Raw genomic sequence first — 19,918 nt, 5'->3', positions numbered from 1 at the left:
GAGCAGTGGACTCAGGCGTTCATTACCTGGCGGATATCCGCAGCCAACTGACGAACGCGGGCTTCGTCGGTGTCCCAGGAGCACATGAAACGTGCGCCACCGGCACCGATAAAGGTGTAGAACCGCCAGCCGCGGGCGGTCAGGGCGGCGATGGCCGGTTCGGACATCTGCAGGAACACGCCGTTGGCCTCCACCGGGAACATCAGGCTTACACCCGGTACGTCTTCCACCAGCTTGGCGAGCAGTTGTGCGCAGGCGTTGGCGTGGTTGGCGTAGCGCAGCCAGGCATCGTCCTGCAGGATGCCGACCCAGGGCGCCGACAGGTAGCGCATCTTCGAGGCCAATTGGCCGGCCTGTTTGCAGCGGTAGTCGAAGTCTTCGGCCAGGTCGCGGTTGAAGAACAGAATCGCCTCACCGACGGCCATGCCGTTCTTGGTGCCGCCAAAGCACAGCACATCGACGCCAGCCTTCCAGGTCAGCTCGGCCGGCGTGCAGCCGAGAAAAGCGCAGGCGTTGGAGAAGCGCGCGCCGTCCATGTGCAGATTGAGGCCGAGTTCTTCACAGGTCTGGCTAATCGCTTGGATTTCTTCGGGACGGTAGACGGTGCCGACTTCGGTGGCCTGGGTCAGGGTGACCACGCGCGGCTTGGGGAAGTGGATGTCCTTGCGCTTGAGGGCGATCTCGCGAATCGAGGCAGGCGTCAGCTTGCCCTGTTCGGTGCGCGCGGTGAGCAGCTTGGAACCGTTGGAGAAGAACTCCGGCGCGCCGCATTCGTCGGTCTCGACGTGGGCGGTCTCCGAGCAGATCACGCTGTGGTAGCTCTGGCACAGCGCTGACAGGGCCAGGGAGTTGGCAGCGGTGCCGTTGAACGCGAAGAACACGTCGCAGTCGGTCTCGAACAGGCTGCGGAAATGGTCGGCGGCGCGTGCCGTCCATTCGTCATCGCCATAGGCGCGCTGGTGGCCCTGATTGGCCTCTGCCATGGCTTCCCAAGCTTCGGGGCAGATGCCCGAGTAGTTGTCGCTGGCGAATTGCTGGGAATTGTCGGGCATTGAAAAGTCCTTGTCTGCGTCGCCCCGTGCGGGCGTATGGCGGTACTGTATCCCGCCTCGCCAGCGCATAGAACTCGCCGGGGCGACATATTGTTCTGTCGGATAGTCGCCTGTGGCCGGCGGTGAGTGCCGTACGCCGGGCCCATTAATTCTGAACTCACGGGCATCGCTGGGCTCACAAAGCAGAGAGTTCATCCATGGACTCACCGATCCCCAGCTACAGGAGCCCACCATGAGCTACCGTCATCTGATCGCACTTTTCGCACCGCTTGCCTTCGCCCTGCCGGCTGCTGCCGCCCAGCAGTGGTCGCCGGAAGCCAAGTCGACCTTTGTTCAGGAATGTGTGAAGGGCGCTCAGTCCGGCCACTCGCAGGAAAAGCTCACGGCTTTCTGTGACTGCGCCGCGACCAAGGTCAGCGAGGAGTTCAGCGAGGCCGAAATGGCCGAGATGAGCAAGCAGGTTCCGCCCGATGCTGCCCTGCAGAAGCGCCTGGTCACGGCCTCGAGCAGCTGCAACGCGAAACTGCAGTAAGCCTCCTAAAGACGGCGCAGGGCTCAGCCTTGCGCCGTCTTTTTATTTGCGCTGATTTGTTTGCACAGAGCCACTGGCAGTCTCTACCGTGAAACTCAATTTCTCAGCGTGATGTGCGCATGCCCTCATTCCCATCTCCACGACACCTCCTGCCTGACCGTGATGCGGCCCTCGATCTGATCAAATGGCTGGCGCTGCTGACCATGCTGATTGATCACCTGCGCCATGCCTGGCCGTCGCTGTACTTTCTCTATGTGCCAGGGCGCCTGGCCTTCCCGCTGTTCTGCCTGGCTATTGCCGCTAATATCGCGCGGCCGACCTCGTCGAGTGGCGTGTCGATGCGCTACCTCGGCTGGCTGCTGCTGTTCTCGCTGGTTTCCGAGTGGCCTTATCGGCTGCTGGTGTCGAACGCCGAATCGCTCAACGTGATGCCCACCCTGGTGCTTGGGCTGCTGATCGCGAATGCGGTGCAGCGCAGCGACATCCAGGCGCGCTGGCTGGGTGCGGGGGCGCTGGCCGTTGCCGTGCTGGCTCATGAGTGGTTGATGTTCGGCGCCTTTGGTGCGCTGCTGCCAGCGGCCTTCCTGCTGGCGCTGCGAGGATCCCGTGCGCTCTGGCTGCTGCCGATGGTCTGCTGCCTGGCGGCCAACTACTGGGCGCCGTTTTACGCCGATGCCGCTCGTGGCGACCCCTTCGCCTGGAGCGTGCTCAGCATGTGCTTTTTTGCGCCGTTGCTGGGCCTACTGCTGTTGCGTCAACAGCCGCCATTTGCGGTGCCACCGGTGCGGCGCTGGGCTTATGTGTTTTACCCCGCACACTTTCTGCTGCTGGTGGCGTTGCGCAGCCTCTGAGCATGCACAATTGCGACACCTGCGCATGTCGCAAACACAATCTCCCGTGGCGTGCATAGGCATCTGGTTCTCGAGGGCGAGTCATACCATCGCTGCAACAAGACTCATATCGAGCAACCGGGCCAGATGCGGCGCCTTCAGGCGCTTCGGGGAGATACGTGATGTTCAGCAAGCAAGATCAGATTCAAGGCTACGATGACGCACTGCTTAGCGCGATGCAGGCCGAGGAGCGTCGTCAGGAACATCACATCGAACTGATTGCCTCGGAAAACTACACCAGCAAGCGGGTGATGGAAGCGCAGGGCAGTGGCCTGACCAACAAGTACGCCGAAGGCTATCCGGGCAAGCGCTACTACGGTGGTTGCGAGCATGTGGATAAGGTCGAGGCGCTGGCCATCGAACGTGCCAAGCAATTGTTCGGCGCCGATTACGCCAATGTGCAGCCGCACTCCGGTTCCTCCGCCAACTCAGCCGTTTACCTGGCGCTGCTGCAGCCCGGCGACACCATCCTCGGCATGAGCCTGGCCCACGGCGGCCACCTGACTCACGGCGCCAAGGTGTCGTCGTCGGGCAAGCTGTACAACGCCGTGCAGTACGGCATCAACACCGATACCGGGCTGATCGACTACGACGAAGTCGAGCGCCTGGCCGTCGAGCACAAGCCGAAGATGATCGTCGCCGGCTTCTCGGCCTACTCCAAGACCCTGGATTTCCCGCGTTTCCGCGCCATTGCTGACAAGGTCGGTGCCTACCTGTTTGTCGACATGGCCCACGTGGCGGGGCTGGTTGCTGCCGGCCTGTACCCGAACCCGATTCCGCTGGCTGATGTGGTCACCACCACCACCCACAAGACCCTGCGTGGTCCGCGTGGCGGGCTGATCCTCGCCAAGGCCAACGAAGAGATCGAGAAGAAGCTCAATGCCGCCGTGTTCCCAGGCGCCCAGGGCGGCCCGCTGATGCATGTGATCGCTGCCAAGGCGGTGTGCTTCAAGGAAGCGCTGGAGCCGTCGTTCAAGGAATACCAGGCCCAGGTGATCAAGAACGCGCAGGCCATGGCCGCGGTATTCATCGAGCGCGGTTTCGATGTGGTCTCCGGCGGCACCGACAACCACCTGTTCCTGCTCTCGCTGATCAAGCAGGGCATCACCGGCAAGGACGCCGACGCCGCTCTCGGCCGTGCCGGCATCACCGTCAACAAGAACGCCGTGCCCAACGACCCGCAGTCGCCATTCGTGACCTCGGGCCTGCGCATCGGTACCCCAGCGGTCACCACCCGCGGCTTCAAGGAAGCCCAGTGCCGTGAACTGGCGGGCTGGATCGCTGACATCCTCGAGCACCTCGGCGACGCCGATGTCGAGGCCCAGGTGGCTGGCCTGGCCGCCGGCCTGTGCGCCGATTACCCGGTTTACCGCTGAGACACAGTCGTTAAATAGAGGCGCAGGTTCGACGCTGTAGGATGGGTAAAACCCATCAGTGATTGATGGGTTTCACCTACGTGGCCCGACCCATCCTACGGTTCAGGAACGCCCCTATAGGCAAGCAGAATTCAGGAGTCCCCCCATGCAGCGCTATTCCGGCTTTGGCCTGTTCAAGCATTCCTTCAGCCACCATGAGAATTGGCAGCGCATGTGGCGCAACCCGACTCCCAAACCGGTGTATGACGTGATCATCGTCGGTGGTGGCGGCCACGGCCTCGCCACTGCCTACTACCTGGCCAAGGAGTTCGGCGTGAAGAACGTCGCCGTGGTCGAGAAGGGCTGGTTGGGCGGCGGCAACACCGCACGTAACACCACCATCGTGCGTTCCAACTACCTGTGGGACGAGTCCGCGCACCTCTACGAGCACGCGATGAAACTGTGGGAAGGCCTGTCCCAGGACCTCAACTACAACGTCATGTTCTCCCAGCGTGGCGTGTTCAATCTCGGCCACACCCTGCAGGACATGCGTGACATCGAGCGCCGGGTCAGCGCCAACCGCCTCAACGGTATCGACGGCGAAGTGGTGGATGCCAAGCAGGTGGCAGAGATGATTCCGTACCTGGATTGCTCGAAGAACACCCGTTACCCGATTCTCGGCGCCTCGCTGCAGCGCCGTGGCGGCGTGGCCCGTCACGACGCCGTGGCCTGGGGCTTCGCCCGCGCGGCCGACGCCCTGGGCGTCGACCTGATCCAGCAGACCGAAGTGATCGGTTTCCGCAAGCAGGACGGCGCGGTGATCGGTGTGGAAACCAGCAAGGGCTTCATCGGCGCCAAGCGCGTCGGCGTGGTCGCCGCCGGTAACTCCGGTCACCTGGCCAAGCTCGCCGGCTTCCGCCTGCCGCTGGAATCGCACCCGCTGCAGGCGCTGGTATCCGAGCCGATCAAACCCATCATCGACACGGTGATCATGTCCAACGCCGTACACGGCTACATCAGCCAGTCGGACAAGGGCGATCTGGTCATCGGCGCCGGCATCGACGGCTATAACGGCTACGGCCAGCGCGGTTCCTACCCGACCATCGAACACACCCTGCAGGCCATCGTCGAGATGTTCCCGGTGCTCTCGCGGGTGCGCATGAACCGCCAGTGGGGCGGCATCGTCGACACCACGCCGGACGCCTGCCCGATCATCGCCAAGACGCCGGTGAAGAACCTGTTCTTCAACTGCGGCTGGGGTACCGGTGGCTTCAAGGCTACCCCGGGCTCGGGCAACGTGTTCGCGGCCAGCCTGGCCAAGGGCGAGATGCACCCGCTGGCCAAGGCCTTCTCCATCGAGCGCTTCCACAACGGTGCGCTGATCGACGAGCACGGCGCGGCCGGTGTGGCGCACTGATTTTGGCGCCCTCTCTCACTGAGAGAGGGACGATGGTTTTCTGGAGGTACCGAACATGTTGCACATCTTCTGCCCTCACTGTGGCGAACTGCGTTCCGAAGAAGAATTCCACGCCGGCGGCCAGGCGCACATTCCCCGCCCGCTGGACCCCAGCGCCTGCACCGATGCGGAGTGGGGCGAGTACCTGTTCTTCCGCGACAACCCGCGCGGCATTCACCACGAGCTGTGGATCCACGCGGCGGGCTGCCGTCAGTACTTCAACGTCACCCGTCACACGGTGAGTTACGAGATTCTCGAAACCTACAAGATCGGCGAGCGCCCCAGCGTGACAGAGGCCAGCGTCGCCGCACAAAAGGCCGCTGACCAAGGAGTAACGGCATGAGCCAGGTCAATCGTCTTTCCCAGGGTGGCCGCATCGACCGCAGCCAGCCGCTGACCTTCCATTTCAACGGCCAGACCTACCAGGGTTATGCCGGCGACACCCTGGCCGCCGCGCTGCTGGCCAACGGCGTCGACGTGATCGGCCGCAGCTTCAAGTACTCGCGCCCGCGCGGCATCGTCGCTGCCGGCGCCGAAGAGCCCAATGCCGTGTTGCAGATCGGCGGCACCGAGGCGGCGCAGATCCCCAACGTGCGTGCCACCCAGCAGGCGCTGTACGCGAACCTGACGGCCACCAGCACCAACGGCTGGCCGAGCGTCAACACCGACCTGATGGGCATTCTCGGCAAGGTCGGCGGCGGCATGATGCCGCCCGGGTTCTACTACAAGACCTTCATGTACCCGCAGAACCTGTGGCTGACCTACGAGAAATACATCCGCAAGGCGGCAGGTCTCGGTCGCGCGCCCAAGGAAAACGACCCGGATATCTACGACTACCTGAACCAGCACTGCGATGTGCTGGTGGTCGGCGCCGGCCCTGCCGGTCTGGCCGCAGCCCTGGCTACCGGTCGTAGCGGCGCCCGGGTGATCCTTGCCGACGAGCAGGAAGAGCTCGGTGGCAGCCTCTTGTCCACCCGCGAGATGCTCGACGACATGCCGGCCGCCGACTGGGCCGCCAAGGCCATCGCCGAGCTGGAAGGCATGCCGGAGGTGACCCTGCTGCCGCGCGCCACGGTCAACGGTTACCACGACCACAACTTCCTGACCATTCACCAGCGCCTCACCGACCACCTCGGCGAAGTCGCGCCGATGGGCCAGCCGCGCCAGCGCATGCACCGTGTGCGGGCCGGTCGTGTGGTACTCGCTACCGGTGCCCACGAGCGTCCGCTGGTGTATGGCAACAACGACATGCCGGGCAACATGCTGGCCGATGCGGTATCGACCTACGTGCGCCGTTATGGCGTGGCGCCCGGTCAGAAACTGGTGCTGTCGACCAACAACGATTACGCCTACCGCGTGGTGCTCGACTGGCTCGACGCCGGTCGCCAGGTGGTGGCCGTGGCCGACGCCCGTAGCAACCCGCGCGGCAGCTGGGTCGAAGAAGCGCGCCGGCGTGGCGTGCGTGTGCTCACCGGCAGCGCGGTGGTCGAAGCGCGCGGCAGCAAGCGCGTCACCGGTGCACGCATCTGCGCCATCGATGCCGCCAGGCACAAGGTCACCAGCCCGGGCGAAACCCTCGACTGCGACCTGATCGTCAGCTCCGGTGGCTACAGCCCGGTGGTGCACCTGGCCTCGCACCTCGGTGGTCGTCCGGTATGGCGTGAAGATATCCTCGCCTTCGTGCCGGGTGAAGGCTTCCAGAAGCGTCACTGCGCCGGTGCCGTGAATGGCGTGTTCGGCATGGGCGACAGCCTCGCCGATGGCTTCGAGGCCGGTGCCAAGGCCGCTGCCGAAGTGGGCTTCCAGCCGGTGACCGGCACCCTGCCGAAGGCCGAGAAGCGCATCGAGGAAGCGTCGATTGCACTGTTCCAGGTGCCCCACGACAAGAGCACCGCGCGTGCGCCGAAGCAGTTCGTCGATCAGCAGAACGACGTCACCGCTGCCGGTATCGAGCTGGCCACCCGTGAGGGCTTCGAGTCGGTCGAGCACGTCAAACGCTACACCGCGCTTGGCTTCGGCACCGACCAGGGCAAGCTGGGCAACATCAACGGCCTGGCCATCGCCGCCCGCTCGCTGGGCATCAGCATCAGTGAGATGGGCACCACAATGTTCCGCCCGAACTACACCCCGGTGACCTTCGGCGCCATCGCCGGCCGTCATTGTGGCGATCTGTTCGAGCCCAAGCGCTACACCGCCCTGCAGAAGTGGCACCTGAAAAATGGCGCCGAGTTCGAGGACGTCGGCCAGTGGAAGCGGCCGTGGTACTTCCCGAAAAAAGGTGAAGACCTGCACGCTGCCGTGGCTCGCGAATGCCTGGCCGTGCGTAACGCAGTGGGCATCCTGGACGCCTCGACCCTGGGCAAGATCGATATTCAGGGCCCGGATGCCCGCGAGTTCCTCAACCGCGTGTACACCAACGCCTGGACCAAGCTGGACGTGGGCAAGGCCCGCTACGGCCTGATGTGCAAGGAAGACGGCATGGTCTTCGACGACGGTGTGACCGCCTGCCTGGCTGACAACCATTTCCTCATGACCACCACTACTGGCGGCGCCGCCCGCGTGATGGAGTGGCTGGAAATCTACCACCAGACCGAATGGCCGGAGCTGAAGGTGTACTTCACCTCGGTCACCGACCACTGGGCGACCATGACCCTGTCCGGCCCCAACAGCCGCAAGCTGCTGACGGAAGTGACGGATATTGATCTCGATAAAGACGCCTTCCCGTTTATGACCTGGAAGGAAGGCAACGTCGGCGGCGTTCCGGCGCGGGTGTTCCGCATCTCCTTCACCGGCGAGCTGAGCTACGAAGTCAACGTGCAGGCCAACTATGCCCTGGGCGTGTGGGAGAAGATCATCGCCGCCGGCCAGAAGCATGGCCTGACCCCATACGGCACCGAGACCATGCACGTGCTGCGTGCCGAGAAGGGTTTCATCATCGTTGGCCAGGACACCGACGGCTCGGTCACCCCGGACGATCTGAACATGGGCTGGTGCGTCGGTCGTACCAAGCCGTTCTCCTGGATCGGCTGGCGCGGCATGAACCGTGAAGACTGTCTCAAGGAAAACCGCAAGCAACTGGTCGGCCTCAAGCCGCTGGACCCGAACAAGGTGCTGCTGGAAGGTGCGCAACTGGTCTTCGATGCCAAGCAGCCGATTCCGATGACCATGGTTGGCCACGTCACCTCTAGCTACATGAGCGCCGCGATGGGCCATTCCTTCGCCATGGCCCTGGTCAGGGGCGGCCTCAAGCGCATCGGCGAGCGCGTGTTCGCGCCGCTGGTCGATGGCAGCGTGATCGAAGCCGAAATCGTCAGCTCCGTGTTCTATGACCCGAAAGGGGATCGCCAGAATGTCTAACGCTAATGTTTATCAGCAACGCCCAGCCGACATCGCCGGGCAGTCGTCCCTGCACCATGCCGGTTTGCACGAATTGGCCGGCAAGGGCCGCCAGGGCGTCGGCGTCACGCTGCGCGAGAAGAGCCTGCTGGGCCATCTGGTCCTGCGTGGCGACGCCGCCGATGCCAACTTCGCCGGTGGCGTGCACAAGGCCCTCGGCCTTGAGCTGCCGGGCGCGTTGACCCTGGTGGCCAACGGCGATACCTCGCTGCAGTGGCTGGGCCCGGACGAATGGCTGCTGATCGTCCCCGGCGGCAGCGAGTTCGAGGTCGAGGGCAAGCTGCGCGAAGCCCTGGACGGCCAGCATATTTCGGTGGTCAACGTCAGCGGCGGGCAGACCCTGCTGGAACTGCGCGGGCCGAAGGTGCGCGAGCTGCTGATGAAGTCCAGCAGTTATGACGTGCACCCGAAGAACTTCCCGGTCGGCAAGGCGGTCGGCACGGTGTTCGCCAAGTCCCAGCTGGTGATTCGCCACACCGGCGAGGACACCTGGGAACTGCTGATCCGCCGCAGCTTCTCCGACTACTTCTGGCTGTGGCTGCAGGATGCCAGCGCGGAATACGGGCTGGCCGTGGAGGCCTGAAGCGCCCGCTCCGGTGAGTGGCAATTGTACGGTGGGAGCAGCCCTGCGTAGGGTGGACCGGGGCGCGTAGCTGACGCTTCATCCGTCCACCGTACTACTATCGCAATGGTGGACAAAAAGAGCGTTGTCCACCCTACGGGCTGCTTTAGCTTCACCACTCCCCAAGGCTGCGTATGGACGCAGCCAATGATGCTCCCCGTCGTGCACTGCCGGTCGGCGCATGGGAGCGATCTGCATAAGGAATCGCTTTCATGAGCCGCACCCCCGACACCTGGATTCTCACCGCCCACTGCCCGAGCCTGTTGGGCACCGTGGACGTGGTGACCCGCTACCTGTTCGAGCAGGGCTGCTACGTCACCGAGCACCACAGCTTCGATGATCGCCTGGCCAATCGCTTCTTTATCCGCGTCGAATTCCGCACCCAGGCCGATTTCGACGAGACGACTTTCCTCGCCGGCCTGAACGAACGTACCGCGCCATTCGAGATGCGCACCGAGCTGACGCCGCCCGGCTATCGCGCCAAGGTGGTGATCATGGTCTCCAAGGCCGACCACTGCCTTAACGATCTGCTCTACCGCCAGCGCACCGGCCAGTTGCCGATGGATATCACCGCCATCGTCTCCAACCACCCGGATCTCAAGCCGCTCGCCGACTGGCACGGCATCCCGTACCACCACTTTCCCCTCGACCCCAACGACAAGCCCACCCAGGAACGCCGGGTGATTCAGGTGGTTGAGGACACCGGCGCCGAGCTGGTGGTGCTCGCCCGCTACATGCAGGTGCTGTCCGCCGACCTGTGCCGCAAGCTCGATGGCCGCGCGATCAACATCCACCACTCGCTGCTGCCCGGCTTTAAGGGCGCCAAGCCCTATCACCAGGCGTACCAGAAGGGTGTGAAGCTGGTCGGTGCCACCGCCCACTTCATCAACAACGACCTGGATGAAGGCCCGATCATCACCCAGGGCGTGGAAAGCGTCGATCATGCGCACTACCCCGAGGATCTGGTGGCAAAAGGCCGCGATATCGAATGCCTGACCCTGGCCCGCGCAGTCGGCTATTTCCTCGAACGCCGGGTGTTTCTCAACGCCAATCGCACCGTAGTCCTCTAGGCGGAGTGAGTGCCGCACAGAGAACGGCGGCTGTCGGTTTTGTATCCACGGCCTCGGCGCATGCTAGCTAGTCTGGCTAAACCCATTCGCGCTGCCTCCATTGTCGGCGCGACAGCTCGGTAGCCGTCCTGCCCTTACCGGCGGGTGCCGAGACAGGCGCTTCAATACTCCAGTGCAAGACCTCCGCGCCTTGCATCCACAAGAAGAAAGGAGATTTATATGTCTGGTAATCGCGGTGTCGTCTATCTCGGCGCAGGCAAGGTCGAAGTCCAGAAGATCGACTATCCGAAGATGCAGGATCCACGTGGTCGCAAGATCGAGCACGGGGTCATCCTCAAGGTCGTTTCCACCAACATTTGCGGCTCCGACCAGCACATGGTGCGTGGCCGTACCACCGCTCAGGTCGGCCTGGTGCTGGGCCACGAGATCACCGGTGAGGTGATCGAGAAGGGCAGCGATGTCGAGAACCTGAAGATTGGTGATCTGGTTTCCGTACCCTTCAACGTCGCCTGCGGCCGCTGCCGCTCCTGCAAGGAGCAGCACACCGGCGTATGCCTGACCGTCAACCCGGCGCGTGCTGGCGGCGCCTACGGCTATGTGGACATGGGCGACTGGACCGGCGGCCAGGCCGAGTACGTGCTGGTGCCGTACGCCGACTTCAACCTGCTCAAACTGCCAGACCGCGACAAGGCCATGGAGAAAATCCGCGACCTGACCTGCCTCTCCGACATTCTGCCAACCGGCTACCACGGCGCCGTCACCGCGGGCGTTGGCCCGGGCAGCACGGTGTACATCGCCGGTGCCGGCCCGGTTGGCCTGGCTGCTGCGGCCTCGGCGCGTTTGCTGGGTGCCGCAGTGGTGATCGTCGGTGACGTCAACCCAGTGCGCCTGGCCCACGCCAAGGCCCAGGGCTTCGAGATCGCCGACCTGTCCAAGGACACGCCACTGCACGAACAGATCGCCGACCTGCTCGGTGAGCCAGAAGTGGATTGCGCGGTCGACGCGGTGGGCTTCGAAGCCCGCGGCCACGGCCATGCCGGTGCCCAGCACGAAGCGCCTGCTACGGTGCTCAACTCGCTGATGGGCGTGGTTCGGGTCGCCGGCAAGATCGGTATTCCCGGCCTCTACGTCACCGAAGACCCGGGCGCGGTGGACGCCGCGGCGAAGATCGGCAGCCTGAGCATCCGCTTCGGCCTCGGCTGGGCCAAGTCGCACAGCTTCCATACCGGCCAGACCCCGGTGATGAAGTACAACCGCGCGCTGATGCAGGCCATCATGTGGGATCGCATCAACATCGCCGAAGTGGTTGGCGTGCAGGTGATCAGCCTGGACGACGCGCCGCGCGGTTACGGCGAGTTCGATGCCGGCGTGCCGAAGAAATTCGTCATCGACCCGCACAAGACCTTCAGCGCAGCATGAAACCAGAAAGCGGAGCCATAAGGCTCCGCTTTTTCTTTACCCATCCTTTCTTCCGGCTGCAGACGTGGCTGCTACCCTGTCAGGCTCGACCTGCAAGGAGCACCCCATGAGCTTTGACCGACGGATTTCCCTGATCACCCTGGGCGTTGCCGATGTACAGGCCAGCGCCGCCTTCTACGAGCGACTGGGCTGGACGCGCTCGTCCGCTTCCCAGGAGCAGATCGTGTTCATCAAGCTCAAGGGACTTGCCCTGGGCTTGTTCTCACGCGAGGAACTGGCAAAGGACGCCAACCTGCCTGAAGCCGGGCCGGCGGGCTTTTCTGGCGTCACCCTGGCGCATAATCTGGAAAGTCCCGAGGCCGTCGACGCCGCTATGGCGCTCGCTGTTGCCTCGGGCGCGCGGCAGGTCAAGGCGCCTGAAAAAGTGTTCTGGGGTGGTTACTCGGGCTACTTCGCCGACCCCGATGGCCATCTCTGGGAACTGGCGCACAATCCCTTCGCGCCACTCGATGAGGCCGGCCATATGATCCTGCCGGATTGATCGATCTGCTCCGGCTAGCAGGCCGTTGAAAAACGTCAGCGAGGCCGCCGGAGCGAGGCCGATGGCGGCCCCGCAAAAACAGCCGAAACGTAGCGCAGCGCAGTAACAGCCGAAGGCTGGCCCGTAGGGCGAACGCAGTGAGTCAAAAGCGGAGTGTACGAGTTGTACATGAGCATTTTGACTGGGCTCGCACGCGAGGCTGTTTTTAACGATGTGCCGGCAACGTAGGTAGTTTTTCAACGGCCTGTTAGAGCAGGTTCAGCCCCTGGTTTCCTGCTTCAGCCTGGCGATCAGCGCATCCTTCTCTTCCCACAGCCCGCTGACCCACTCTTGCACATGCAGGCGAAAATCCGGGTCGTTCTGGTAGTCGCCTTGCCACAGCGCAGGCTCCAGCGCGCGGGTGCGGATATCCATGATGACCTTTGGCACCTGGCCGCTGGCCAGCTTCCAGAAGCCGGGCGGCTTGCCTTCCGGGTAGACAATTGTGACGTCGAGAATCGCGTCGAGCTGTTCACCCAGCGCGGCCAGCACGAAGGCCACCCCTCCCGCCTTGGGCTTGAGCAGATAGCGGTACGGCGAGCCCTGCTGTGCCTGTTTGGCCGGGGTGAAGCGGGTGCCTTCGAGGTAGTTGACCACCGTGACCGGCAGATCGCGAAACTTCTCGCAGGCGCGCCGGGTGATCTCCAGATCCTGGCCCTTGAGGTGCGGGTACTTCTCCAGCTTGGCCTTGCTGTAGCGCTTCATGAACGGGTAATCCAGCGCCCAGAACGCCAGGCCGAGAAAGGGCACCCAGATCAGCTGCTGTTTGAGGAAGAACTTGAAGTAGGGCGTCTTGCGGTTGAAGGCCTGCACCAGCGCGGGAATATCCACCCACGACTGGTGGTTGCTGATGATCAGGTAGGAAGTGTCCTGGCGCAGCTCGGCGTTGCCATGGATATCCCACTGGGTTGGCGTGAGGGCGGCGAAGATACGCTTGCAGTTCTCTGCCCAGGCCTCGGCGATATTCATCACCTGGCGCGAACAGGCCGCCTTCAGCGCCTCTCCGGGCAGCACCAACCTGCCGAGGGCAATAAGCATCATCGGCCCGATCAGGATCAGCGTGTTGAGCAGCAACAGAAGGATGACGGTGATGCCGGTGAGCAGACGGCGCATGACAGCTCCTTGAGGGCACGAAGTGTTCATCATAGGCAGAGCGCATGCTGGCGCCAAATCGTTGCGTAGGGCAAGGCGTTACCGGATGTCCCGTTGCTATACGATGGCTTTTTTAAGGTAGAAGCGGACATTGGGCGCTGCTGCTTTTGTAGGGTGGACGACGCTTCACCCGTCCACCGCTCTGCAATCGCAACGGTGGATGAAAAAAGCGCCATCCACCCTACGGGGCTAGAACAACCGAGCCAGCAGCGCCGTCACCGCCGTTTCCACCCGCAAGATCCGCTCACCCAGCTGCACTGGCTGGAGGCCCGCCTCGGCCAGTTTCTCGACCTCATAGGGAATCCAGCCGCCTTCCGGGCCTATGGCCAGGGTTACCGGTTGCTCGACGGCGCGTGGGCAGGGCGGGTAATCGCCGGGGTGGCCGGTCAGGCCGAGGGTGCCGGCGGCCAGCTGCGGCAGGCGGTCCTCGACGAAGGGCTTGAAGCGCTTCTCGATGATCACCTCGGGCAGCACCGTATCGCGGGCCTGCTCCAGGCCGAGGATCAGTTGTTCGCGAATCGCTTCCGGCTCGAGAAAGGGCGTCTGCCAGAAGCTCTTTTCCACTCGGTAGCTGTTGAGCAGGATCAAGCGCGGCACGCCCATAGCGCTGACGCCCTGCAGCACGCGCTTGAGCATCTTCGGGCGGGGCAGGGCGAGCAGCAGGGTGATCGGCAGTTTGGTCGGTGGCGCCTGGTCGAAGGCGACCTGCAGCTCTGCGCTAGTCGTATCCAGCTGCAGCAGCTGGCCGCGGCCCATCTGCCCGCCAAGGCGGCCGACACGCAAGGTGTCGCCGTTCTCAGCGCGGTGCACTTCATTGAGATGGGTGAGGCGGCGGCCGCTCAAACGCACCCGGTCGACTGCGACGAAGTCGCCGTCATCGAGCAGCAGCAGGTTCATGGCTGGACGCTGGGCGGCTGGTCGGTCGGTGCGTTTTCGTCTTCGCCTTCTTCATCCGGTTCACCGCGGCGTGTGCGGATCAGGCTGCCGGCCAGGATGCCGAGCTCGAACAGCAGCCACATCGGCACCGCCAGCAGGGTCTGGGAGAAGATATCCGGCGGGGTGAGGATCATGCCGACCACGAAGCAGCCGATGATCACGTACGGGCGGATCTTGCGCAGGTATGCCACGTCGACGATACCGATCCAAATCAGCAACACCACGGCCACCGGCACTTCGAAGGCCAGGCCGAAAGCGAAGAACAGGGTCATGATGAAATCGAGGTAGCTGGCGATGTCGGTCATCATCGACACGCCTTCGGGCGTCACGCTGGCGAAGAAATGGAAGATGATCGGGAACACCAGAAAGTAGGCGAAGGCGATGCCAGCGTAGAACAGGATGATGCTAGAGATCAGCAGCGGGATGGCGATGCGCTTCTCGTGTTTGTAAAGCCCCGGCGCGATAAAGCCCCAGACCTGATGCAGGATCACCGGCATGGCCAGGAATACCGCGACGATCATGGTCAGCTTGAAGGGCGTCAGGAACGGCGAGGCCACGTCGGTGGCGATCATCGTCGCGCCTTCGGGCAGATACTGGCGCAGCGGTGCGGAAACCAGGGTGTAGATCTTCTGAGCGAAGTAGAACAGTCCGGCGAAGATCAGAAAGATCGCTGCCACGCAGCGCAGCAAGCGCGTGCGCAGCTCGGCGAGATGGGAAACCAGCGGCATTTCTTGGTCGTTGTCGGGAAGGCGACTCATGATTGCGGCGTCTTGTCCTGGGTTGCGGCGGGCGCCGGAGAGGGCGATGCGGCAGGCGCCGGTGCAGGCTCGGCCGGTGCTTGTGCAGCGGGCTCGACGACCGGTGGCGGTGGCACGCTGGCCTGGGGCGCGGGCGGCAGGATGTCGTTCTTGACCGCCTGCATCTCGCGCTCCAGTTCCAGGATGCGTTCGTTATGCAGTTGCCGACGGATTTCGTCGGCGCCGATCTCGCGCTCGACTTCTTCCTTGATCGAATTGAAGCTGCGCTTGATGCGACCGATCCACAGCCCCGCCGTGCGCGCTGCGCCAGGCAGACGCTCGGGGCCTAGCACCAGCAGGGCTACCAGCCCGACCAGCAACAGCTCGCTGAAACTGATACCGAACATGCTTTGCCTCAGTCTTTGCGCAGCGGTTCTTCGACTTTGCTGGCCTGGCCTTCAACGGTGTGCGGCTGGTTCAGCGGTTGCTGTTGGTACGGCTGTTGTGGCTGCTGCGGCTGTTGCGCATGCGGCTCGGCCGGCTTACCGTCATCCTCGTTCATCGCCTTGCGGAAGCCCTTGATGGTTTCACCGACGTCCGAGCCCAGATTCTTGAGCTTCTTGGTACCGAACACCAGCACCACGACGATCAGAATGACGACCCAGTGTTTCCAGTCGAAAATGCCCATGTTTGGTTGTCCTCGTCAGTGTCTTTATTGAGTGTCGTTGTCGCTGCGCGCGGCTTTTTCCGCATGCCCCGACAAGCCGAAGCGGCGATCCAGTTCATCGAGCACCGCCTGCGGGTGCTGATCCAGCGCGGCCAGCATGACCAGACTGTGGAACCACAGGTCGGCGGTTTCGTAGATCAGGTCGCTGCAGTCACCACTGGCGGCTGCGTCCTTGGCGGCGAGAATGGTTTCCACCGATTCCTCGCCGACCTTTTCCAGAATCTTGTTCAGGCCCTTGTGGTACAGGCTGGCCACGTATGAGCTATCCGGCGCCGCGCCCTTGCGCGACTCCAGCACTTCAGCCAGGCGGGTGAGGGTATCAGTCATGGCGGTGCTCCGGCGAATAGATGGTGTGCGGATCTTTCAGCACCGCATCGACGGTCTTCCAGGCACCGTTCTCAAACACGCGATAGAAGCAACTCTCGCGGCCGGTGTGACAGGCGATGCCGCCGAGCTGTTCGACCATCAGCACGATCACGTCGGCGTCGCAGTCCAGGCGCAGCTCATGCAGCTTTTGCACATGGTCGGACTCCTCGCCCTTGCGCCACAGCTTGCCACGCGAACGTGACCAATAGATGGCACGCCCCTCGCTGGCGGTCAGCGCCAGGGCTTCGCGGTTCATCCAGGCCATCATCAGGATGCGCCCGGTCTGGTGGTCCTGGGCGATGGCCGGCACCAGGCCGTTGTCGTCCCACTTGATCTCATCTAGCCAGTCGTTCATTGCGTTTCCATCTTCTCTCGAAGCCAAGTGTGCCAGCCGCTGTGCGGGCTGGCTATCGGCGCAGGATCAGGTACAGGCCGCTGGCGCTCATCAGCCAGGCCGGCCAGGCGGTGGCCGGCTCGCTCAGGTTGCCCAGGCCAAGGGCCGTCACCACGCCGCCGCCGATCAAGGCGGCGCCGATCAGTCGCACCGCCCAGCCGTCGCGTTCGCGCCAGGGCGGAGGTGGGTCGTTGGCGTGGGGCTGGGCCATGCGCTCGAGCAGACTGCGGGTCATGTTGGCCAGGTGCGGCAACTGCTCGACCTGGCTCTGCAGGTTGTGCATAACGTTGCGCGGGCTGACGCGTTCGCGCATCCAGCGCTCCAGGAACGGCTGGGCGGTGGTCCACAGGTCCAGGTCGGGGTACAGCTGGCGGCCCAGGCCTTCGATGTTCAGCAGGGTTTTTTGCAGCAAAACCAACTGCGGCTGGATTTCCATGTTGAAGCGCCGCGCGGTCTGGAACAGGCGCATCAGCAGCAGGCCGAAGGAAATATCCTTCAGCGGGCGCTCGAAGATTGGCTCGCACACGGTGCGGATCGCCGCCTCGAAATCGTTGACGTGGGTTTCCTGCGGCACCCAGCCCGAGTCGATGTGCAGCTGCGCGACCTTGCGGTAATCGCGTTTGAAGAACGCCACCAGGTTGCGCGCTAGGTAGTCCTGATCTTCAGGCGTGAGGCTGCCGATGATGCCGCAGTCGATGGCGATGTACTGCGGGTTCCACGGCGTGCGGGTGCTGACGAAAATGTTGCCTGGGTGCATGTCGGCGTGGAAGAAGCTATGGGTGAACACCTGGGTGAAGAAGATCTCCACGCCGCGCTCGGCCAGCAGTTTCATGTCGGTGCGCTGGTCGGCCAGGGTTGCCATGTCGTTGACCTGGATGCCGTAGATGCGCTCCATCACCAGCACCTTGGGGCGGCACCAGTCCCAGTACACCTGCGGCACGTAGAGCAGGCCGGAATTCTCGAAGTTGCGGCGCAGCTGGCTGGCGTTGGCGGCCTCGCGCAACAGATCGAGCTCGTCGTAGATGGTTTTCTCGTAATCGCTGACCACGTCGACCGGGTGGAGGCGACGGGCTTCGGCCGAGGCGCGCTCGGCGATCTTGGCGAGCAGGAACAGCCAGGCCATATCGGCCTTGATGATCGGCTTGAGGCCGGGGCGCACCACTTTGACGACCACTTCCTCGCCGCTTTTCAGCTGCGCGGCGTGCACCTGGGCAACCGAGGCAGAGGCCAGCGGTTCGGTGTCGAAGCGGGCGAAGGCCACGCCGACCGGCACGCCGAGTTGCTCCTCGATCAAAGCCAGGGATTTGGCCGGGTCGAACGGCGGCACACGATCCTGCAGGTGCGCCAGTTCGTCGGCGATATCCGGCGGCAGCAGGTCGCGGCGCGTGGACAGCAGTTGGCCGAACTTGATGAAGATCGGGCCCAGCTCCTCGAGAGCCAAGCGCAGGCTTTGGCCGCGATTGAGCTGCGACTTGCGGCGCGGCACCCAGCGCCACGGCAGCAGGAAGCGCGGTGCGCGCAGCCAGAATGGCAGCGGCAGGGCGAACAGCATGTCATCCAGGCGGTAGCGGATGACCACGTAGAGGATGCGCAACAGACGACGAACGGCAAGCAGCTTCATGCGATGGGCTTATGGCGTTGGGCGAGGCGCTCGATGCGCGCGTCGAGACGGTCGAGGGAAAGTTTCAGGTCATCGAGTTCGGCGAAGCGGGCATCGGCCTCACGTTTGCCGACCAGGGTGCGAGATTCTTCGCTGAGGTAATCGGCCAGGCTCAGTTGCAGGCTGTGCAGGTTCTCGCGGGTCCAGCCGGCGCGGCTGCGCAGGTGACCGGCCAGCAAGGCGGTCGGCACCGGGCCGAGCCAGCGCGACAGCTCGTATTCCCAATCCAGGTCGAGATCTTGCAGCACGCCGGCCAGCTCCATCAGCGCGCCGCTGTCGCCATCGAGGTCTACTTCGGGCTCATGCAAAACGGCCTGTTTGTCTTTGGCTAGCGCCAGGCGCAGCAGCGCACTGGCGGGCGCATGCAAGGTGCAATCGACCGCGCCGGCCCACTGGCCGGCAAGGCGCAGACCCTGGCCGTCAGCGAGGATGAACAGCTGCACCGCCGGGGCCTGCGCCTGAACCGCGATCACCTTGCCATTGAGCTTGGCCAGGCGCGGCAGCGCGGTGCTGTCCAGCGCGAGTACGCGGTTGAGGCCGCGCTCGACGGTAGCGAACAGGGCCTGAGTCAGCATCAGGGCTTGATACCGCGGTGCAGGGCGACGATGCCGCCGGTCATGTTGTGGTAGGTCACACGGTCGAAGCCGGCGTCCAGCATCATCGCCTTGAGGGTGTCCTGATCCGGGTGCATGCGGATCGACTCGGCCAGGTAGCGGTAGCTGTCGGCGTCATTGGTGACTAGCTTGCCCACCAGCGGCATGAAGTTGAACGAGTAGGTGTCGTAGATCTTCGACAGCAGGGTGCTTTTCGGCTTGGAGAACTCCAGCACCAGCAAGCGGCCGCCAGGCTTGAGCACACGCAGCATGGAGGCGATTGCAGCGTCTTTATGGGTGACGTTGCGCAGGCCGAAGGCGATGGTCACGCAGTCGAAGTGGTTGTCCGGGAAGGGCAGCTTCTCGGCGTCGGCCTGCACGAAGGATATGTTGCCCGACACGCCGCGGTCGAGCAGGCGGTCGCGGCCAACCTTGAGCATCGAGGCGTTGATGTCGGCCAGCACCACTTCGCCGGTTTCGCCGACGATGCGCGAGAACTGGCGGGCCAGATCACCGGTGCCGCCGGCGATGTCGAGCACCCGGTTACCGCTGCGCACACCGGACAGCTCGATGGTGAAACGCTTCCACAGGCGGTGCATGCCGCCGGAAAGCAGGTCGTTCATCAGGTCGTATTTGGCGGCCACCGAATGGAACACCTCGGCGACCTTTTCCGCCTTGCGGCTTTCCGGAACGTCCTGGAAGCCGAAGTGGGTGGTGGGTTCGCTGCTGTCGTTCTTGCGCGGATCGTTCATGTGGCCTTTTTCCTGAAGTCCGGGAGGCGTTGGCATCTGCTCAGTGTGCGGGCGCGAAGCCCAACATGGCGTGACCGTGATCATGAGACAGCGCCAGGCTCGTCTCATCGCAGCGTGCCAGTGAGTCAGACAAGCGAAAAGGCGAGTTTACCGAGGTAAATAAGCGTTTCCATCGAGTCTCTGCATGGCAGGCGGGTTCACGGCCTGTTCAACAACTTCTACAGCGCCG

General features: G+C 63.6%; 21 protein-coding genes. 10 read left to right on the top strand and 11 right to left on the bottom strand.

From position 1 onward, the window contains the following. Window positions 1-11 precede the first annotated feature (11 nt). On the bottom strand, window positions 12-1,052 hold the full coding sequence (locus tag BUC40_RS13655; RefSeq protein ID WP_073266588.1) for a threonine aldolase family protein: 1,041 nt from the start codon (window positions 1,050-1,052) through the stop codon (window positions 12-14). 232 nt (window positions 1,053-1,284) lie between these two features. Here BUC40_RS13655 and BUC40_RS13650 point away from each other — a divergent pair, with 232 nt between their 5' ends. The 10 genes from BUC40_RS13650 to BUC40_RS13605 all read left to right on the top strand — a co-directional run bounded on the left by BUC40_RS13650 (window position 1,285) and on the right by BUC40_RS13605 (window position 12,333). Then, on the top strand, window positions 1,285-1,584 hold the full coding sequence (locus tag BUC40_RS13650; protein WP_013793305.1) for a hypothetical protein: 300 nt from the start codon (window positions 1,285-1,287) through the stop codon (window positions 1,582-1,584). A gap of 119 nt (window positions 1,585-1,703) precedes the next feature. Further along, the gene (locus tag BUC40_RS13645) at window positions 1,704-2,435 is read left to right on the top strand and encodes a TraX family protein (protein ID WP_073266586.1); all 732 of its coding nucleotides are present in this window, start codon (window positions 1,704-1,706) and stop codon (window positions 2,433-2,435) included. A 161-nt stretch (window positions 2,436-2,596) separates the two neighbouring features. After that, window positions 2,597-3,850: a serine hydroxymethyltransferase gene (glyA, locus tag BUC40_RS13640; RefSeq protein WP_073266584.1), complete on the top strand. Its 1,254-nt coding sequence runs from the start codon at window positions 2,597-2,599 to the stop codon at window positions 3,848-3,850. A 145-nt stretch (window positions 3,851-3,995) separates the two neighbouring features. After that, window positions 3,996-5,246 (top strand): sarcosine oxidase subunit beta family protein, encoded by a 1,251-nt coding sequence (locus BUC40_RS13635; RefSeq protein ID WP_073266582.1) that lies wholly within the window; start codon window positions 3,996-3,998, stop codon window positions 5,244-5,246. 55 nt (window positions 5,247-5,301) lie between these two features. Then, window positions 5,302-5,628 carry a sarcosine oxidase subunit delta gene (locus BUC40_RS13630; RefSeq protein ID WP_073266580.1) on the top strand — a complete coding sequence of 109 codons (327 nt, stop codon included), beginning with the start codon at window positions 5,302-5,304 and terminating at the stop codon, window positions 5,626-5,628. Continuing rightward, the gene (locus BUC40_RS13625) at window positions 5,625-8,642 is read left to right on the top strand and encodes a sarcosine oxidase subunit alpha (protein ID WP_073266579.1); all 3,018 of its coding nucleotides are present in this window, start codon (window positions 5,625-5,627) and stop codon (window positions 8,640-8,642) included. Before BUC40_RS13630 ends, BUC40_RS13625 begins: the two co-directional genes overlap by 4 nt. Next, window positions 8,635-9,264, top strand: coding sequence for a sarcosine oxidase subunit gamma (locus BUC40_RS13620; protein ID WP_073266577.1), 630 nt, complete (start codon window positions 8,635-8,637; stop codon window positions 9,262-9,264). Before BUC40_RS13625 ends, BUC40_RS13620 begins: the two co-directional genes overlap by 8 nt. A 251-nt stretch (window positions 9,265-9,515) precedes the next feature. Continuing rightward, window positions 9,516-10,373, top strand: coding sequence for a formyltetrahydrofolate deformylase (purU, locus tag BUC40_RS13615; RefSeq protein WP_073266576.1), 858 nt, complete (start codon window positions 9,516-9,518; stop codon window positions 10,371-10,373). A gap of 219 nt (window positions 10,374-10,592) precedes the next feature. Beyond that, complete coding sequence (fdhA, locus tag BUC40_RS13610; protein WP_073266574.1) at window positions 10,593-11,792, top strand: formaldehyde dehydrogenase, glutathione-independent; 1,200 nt, start codon at window positions 10,593-10,595, stop codon at window positions 11,790-11,792. Window positions 11,793-11,898: 106 nt separating this feature from the next. Beyond that, the gene (locus tag BUC40_RS13605) at window positions 11,899-12,333 is read left to right on the top strand and encodes a VOC family protein (RefSeq protein ID WP_073266572.1); all 435 of its coding nucleotides are present in this window, start codon (window positions 11,899-11,901) and stop codon (window positions 12,331-12,333) included. A gap of 258 nt (window positions 12,334-12,591) precedes the next feature. On the opposite strand, the gene BUC40_RS13600 is transcribed toward BUC40_RS13605, so the two are convergent. The 10 genes from BUC40_RS13600 to ubiE form a co-directional block, all read right to left on the bottom strand. Then, entirely contained in the window at window positions 12,592-13,485 is an 894-nt protein-coding gene (locus BUC40_RS13600; protein ID WP_073266570.1) for an acyltransferase, read from the bottom strand. A 228-nt stretch (window positions 13,486-13,713) separates the two neighbouring features. After that, window positions 13,714-14,421 carry a 16S rRNA (uracil(1498)-N(3))-methyltransferase gene (locus BUC40_RS13595; RefSeq protein ID WP_073266568.1) on the bottom strand — a complete coding sequence of 236 codons (708 nt, stop codon included), beginning with the start codon at window positions 14,419-14,421 and terminating at the stop codon, window positions 13,714-13,716. After that, window positions 14,418-15,218: a twin-arginine translocase subunit TatC gene (gene tatC, locus BUC40_RS13590; RefSeq protein WP_073266566.1), complete on the bottom strand. Its 801-nt coding sequence runs from the start codon at window positions 15,216-15,218 to the stop codon at window positions 14,418-14,420. Before tatC ends, BUC40_RS13595 begins: the two co-directional genes overlap by 4 nt. Further along, window positions 15,215-15,604 (bottom strand): Sec-independent protein translocase protein TatB, encoded by a 390-nt coding sequence (gene tatB, locus BUC40_RS13585; protein ID WP_073266564.1) that lies wholly within the window; start codon window positions 15,602-15,604, stop codon window positions 15,215-15,217. Before tatB ends, tatC begins: the two co-directional genes overlap by 4 nt. Window positions 15,605-15,612: 8 nt before the next feature. Continuing rightward, complete coding sequence (locus tag BUC40_RS13580) at window positions 15,613-15,885, bottom strand: twin-arginine translocase TatA/TatE family subunit (RefSeq protein ID WP_073266562.1); 273 nt, start codon at window positions 15,883-15,885, stop codon at window positions 15,613-15,615. Between the two features lie 24 nt (window positions 15,886-15,909). Then, window positions 15,910-16,251, bottom strand: coding sequence for a phosphoribosyl-ATP diphosphatase (locus BUC40_RS13575; RefSeq protein ID WP_073266560.1), 342 nt, complete (start codon window positions 16,249-16,251; stop codon window positions 15,910-15,912). Continuing rightward, the gene (gene hisI, locus BUC40_RS13570) at window positions 16,244-16,645 is read right to left on the bottom strand and encodes a phosphoribosyl-AMP cyclohydrolase (RefSeq protein ID WP_073266559.1); all 402 of its coding nucleotides are present in this window, start codon (window positions 16,643-16,645) and stop codon (window positions 16,244-16,246) included. The genes BUC40_RS13575 and hisI overlap by 8 nt, the downstream gene beginning before the upstream one ends. 52 nt (window positions 16,646-16,697) lie before the next feature. Further along, entirely contained in the window at window positions 16,698-18,305 is a 1,608-nt protein-coding gene (gene ubiB / locus BUC40_RS13565; RefSeq protein ID WP_073266557.1) for a ubiquinone biosynthesis regulatory protein kinase UbiB, read from the bottom strand. After that, window positions 18,302-18,919 carry a ubiquinone biosynthesis accessory factor UbiJ gene (locus BUC40_RS13560; RefSeq protein ID WP_073266555.1) on the bottom strand — a complete coding sequence of 206 codons (618 nt, stop codon included), beginning with the start codon at window positions 18,917-18,919 and terminating at the stop codon, window positions 18,302-18,304. Before BUC40_RS13560 ends, ubiB begins: the two co-directional genes overlap by 4 nt. After that, window positions 18,919-19,689 (bottom strand): bifunctional demethylmenaquinone methyltransferase/2-methoxy-6-polyprenyl-1,4-benzoquinol methylase UbiE, encoded by a 771-nt coding sequence (gene ubiE / locus BUC40_RS13555; RefSeq protein ID WP_073266553.1) that lies wholly within the window; start codon window positions 19,687-19,689, stop codon window positions 18,919-18,921. The genes BUC40_RS13560 and ubiE overlap by 1 nt, the downstream gene beginning before the upstream one ends. Between the last annotated feature and the right edge of the window lie 229 nt (window positions 19,690-19,918).

The sequence above is a fragment of the Phytopseudomonas punonensis genome (assembly GCF_900142655.1).
Lineage (GTDB): Bacteria > Pseudomonadota > Gammaproteobacteria > Pseudomonadales > Pseudomonadaceae > Aquipseudomonas > Aquipseudomonas punonensis.
The sequence above is the reverse complement of the archived record's forward strand: the minus strand, read 5'-3'. Positions and strand labels throughout refer to the sequence as shown.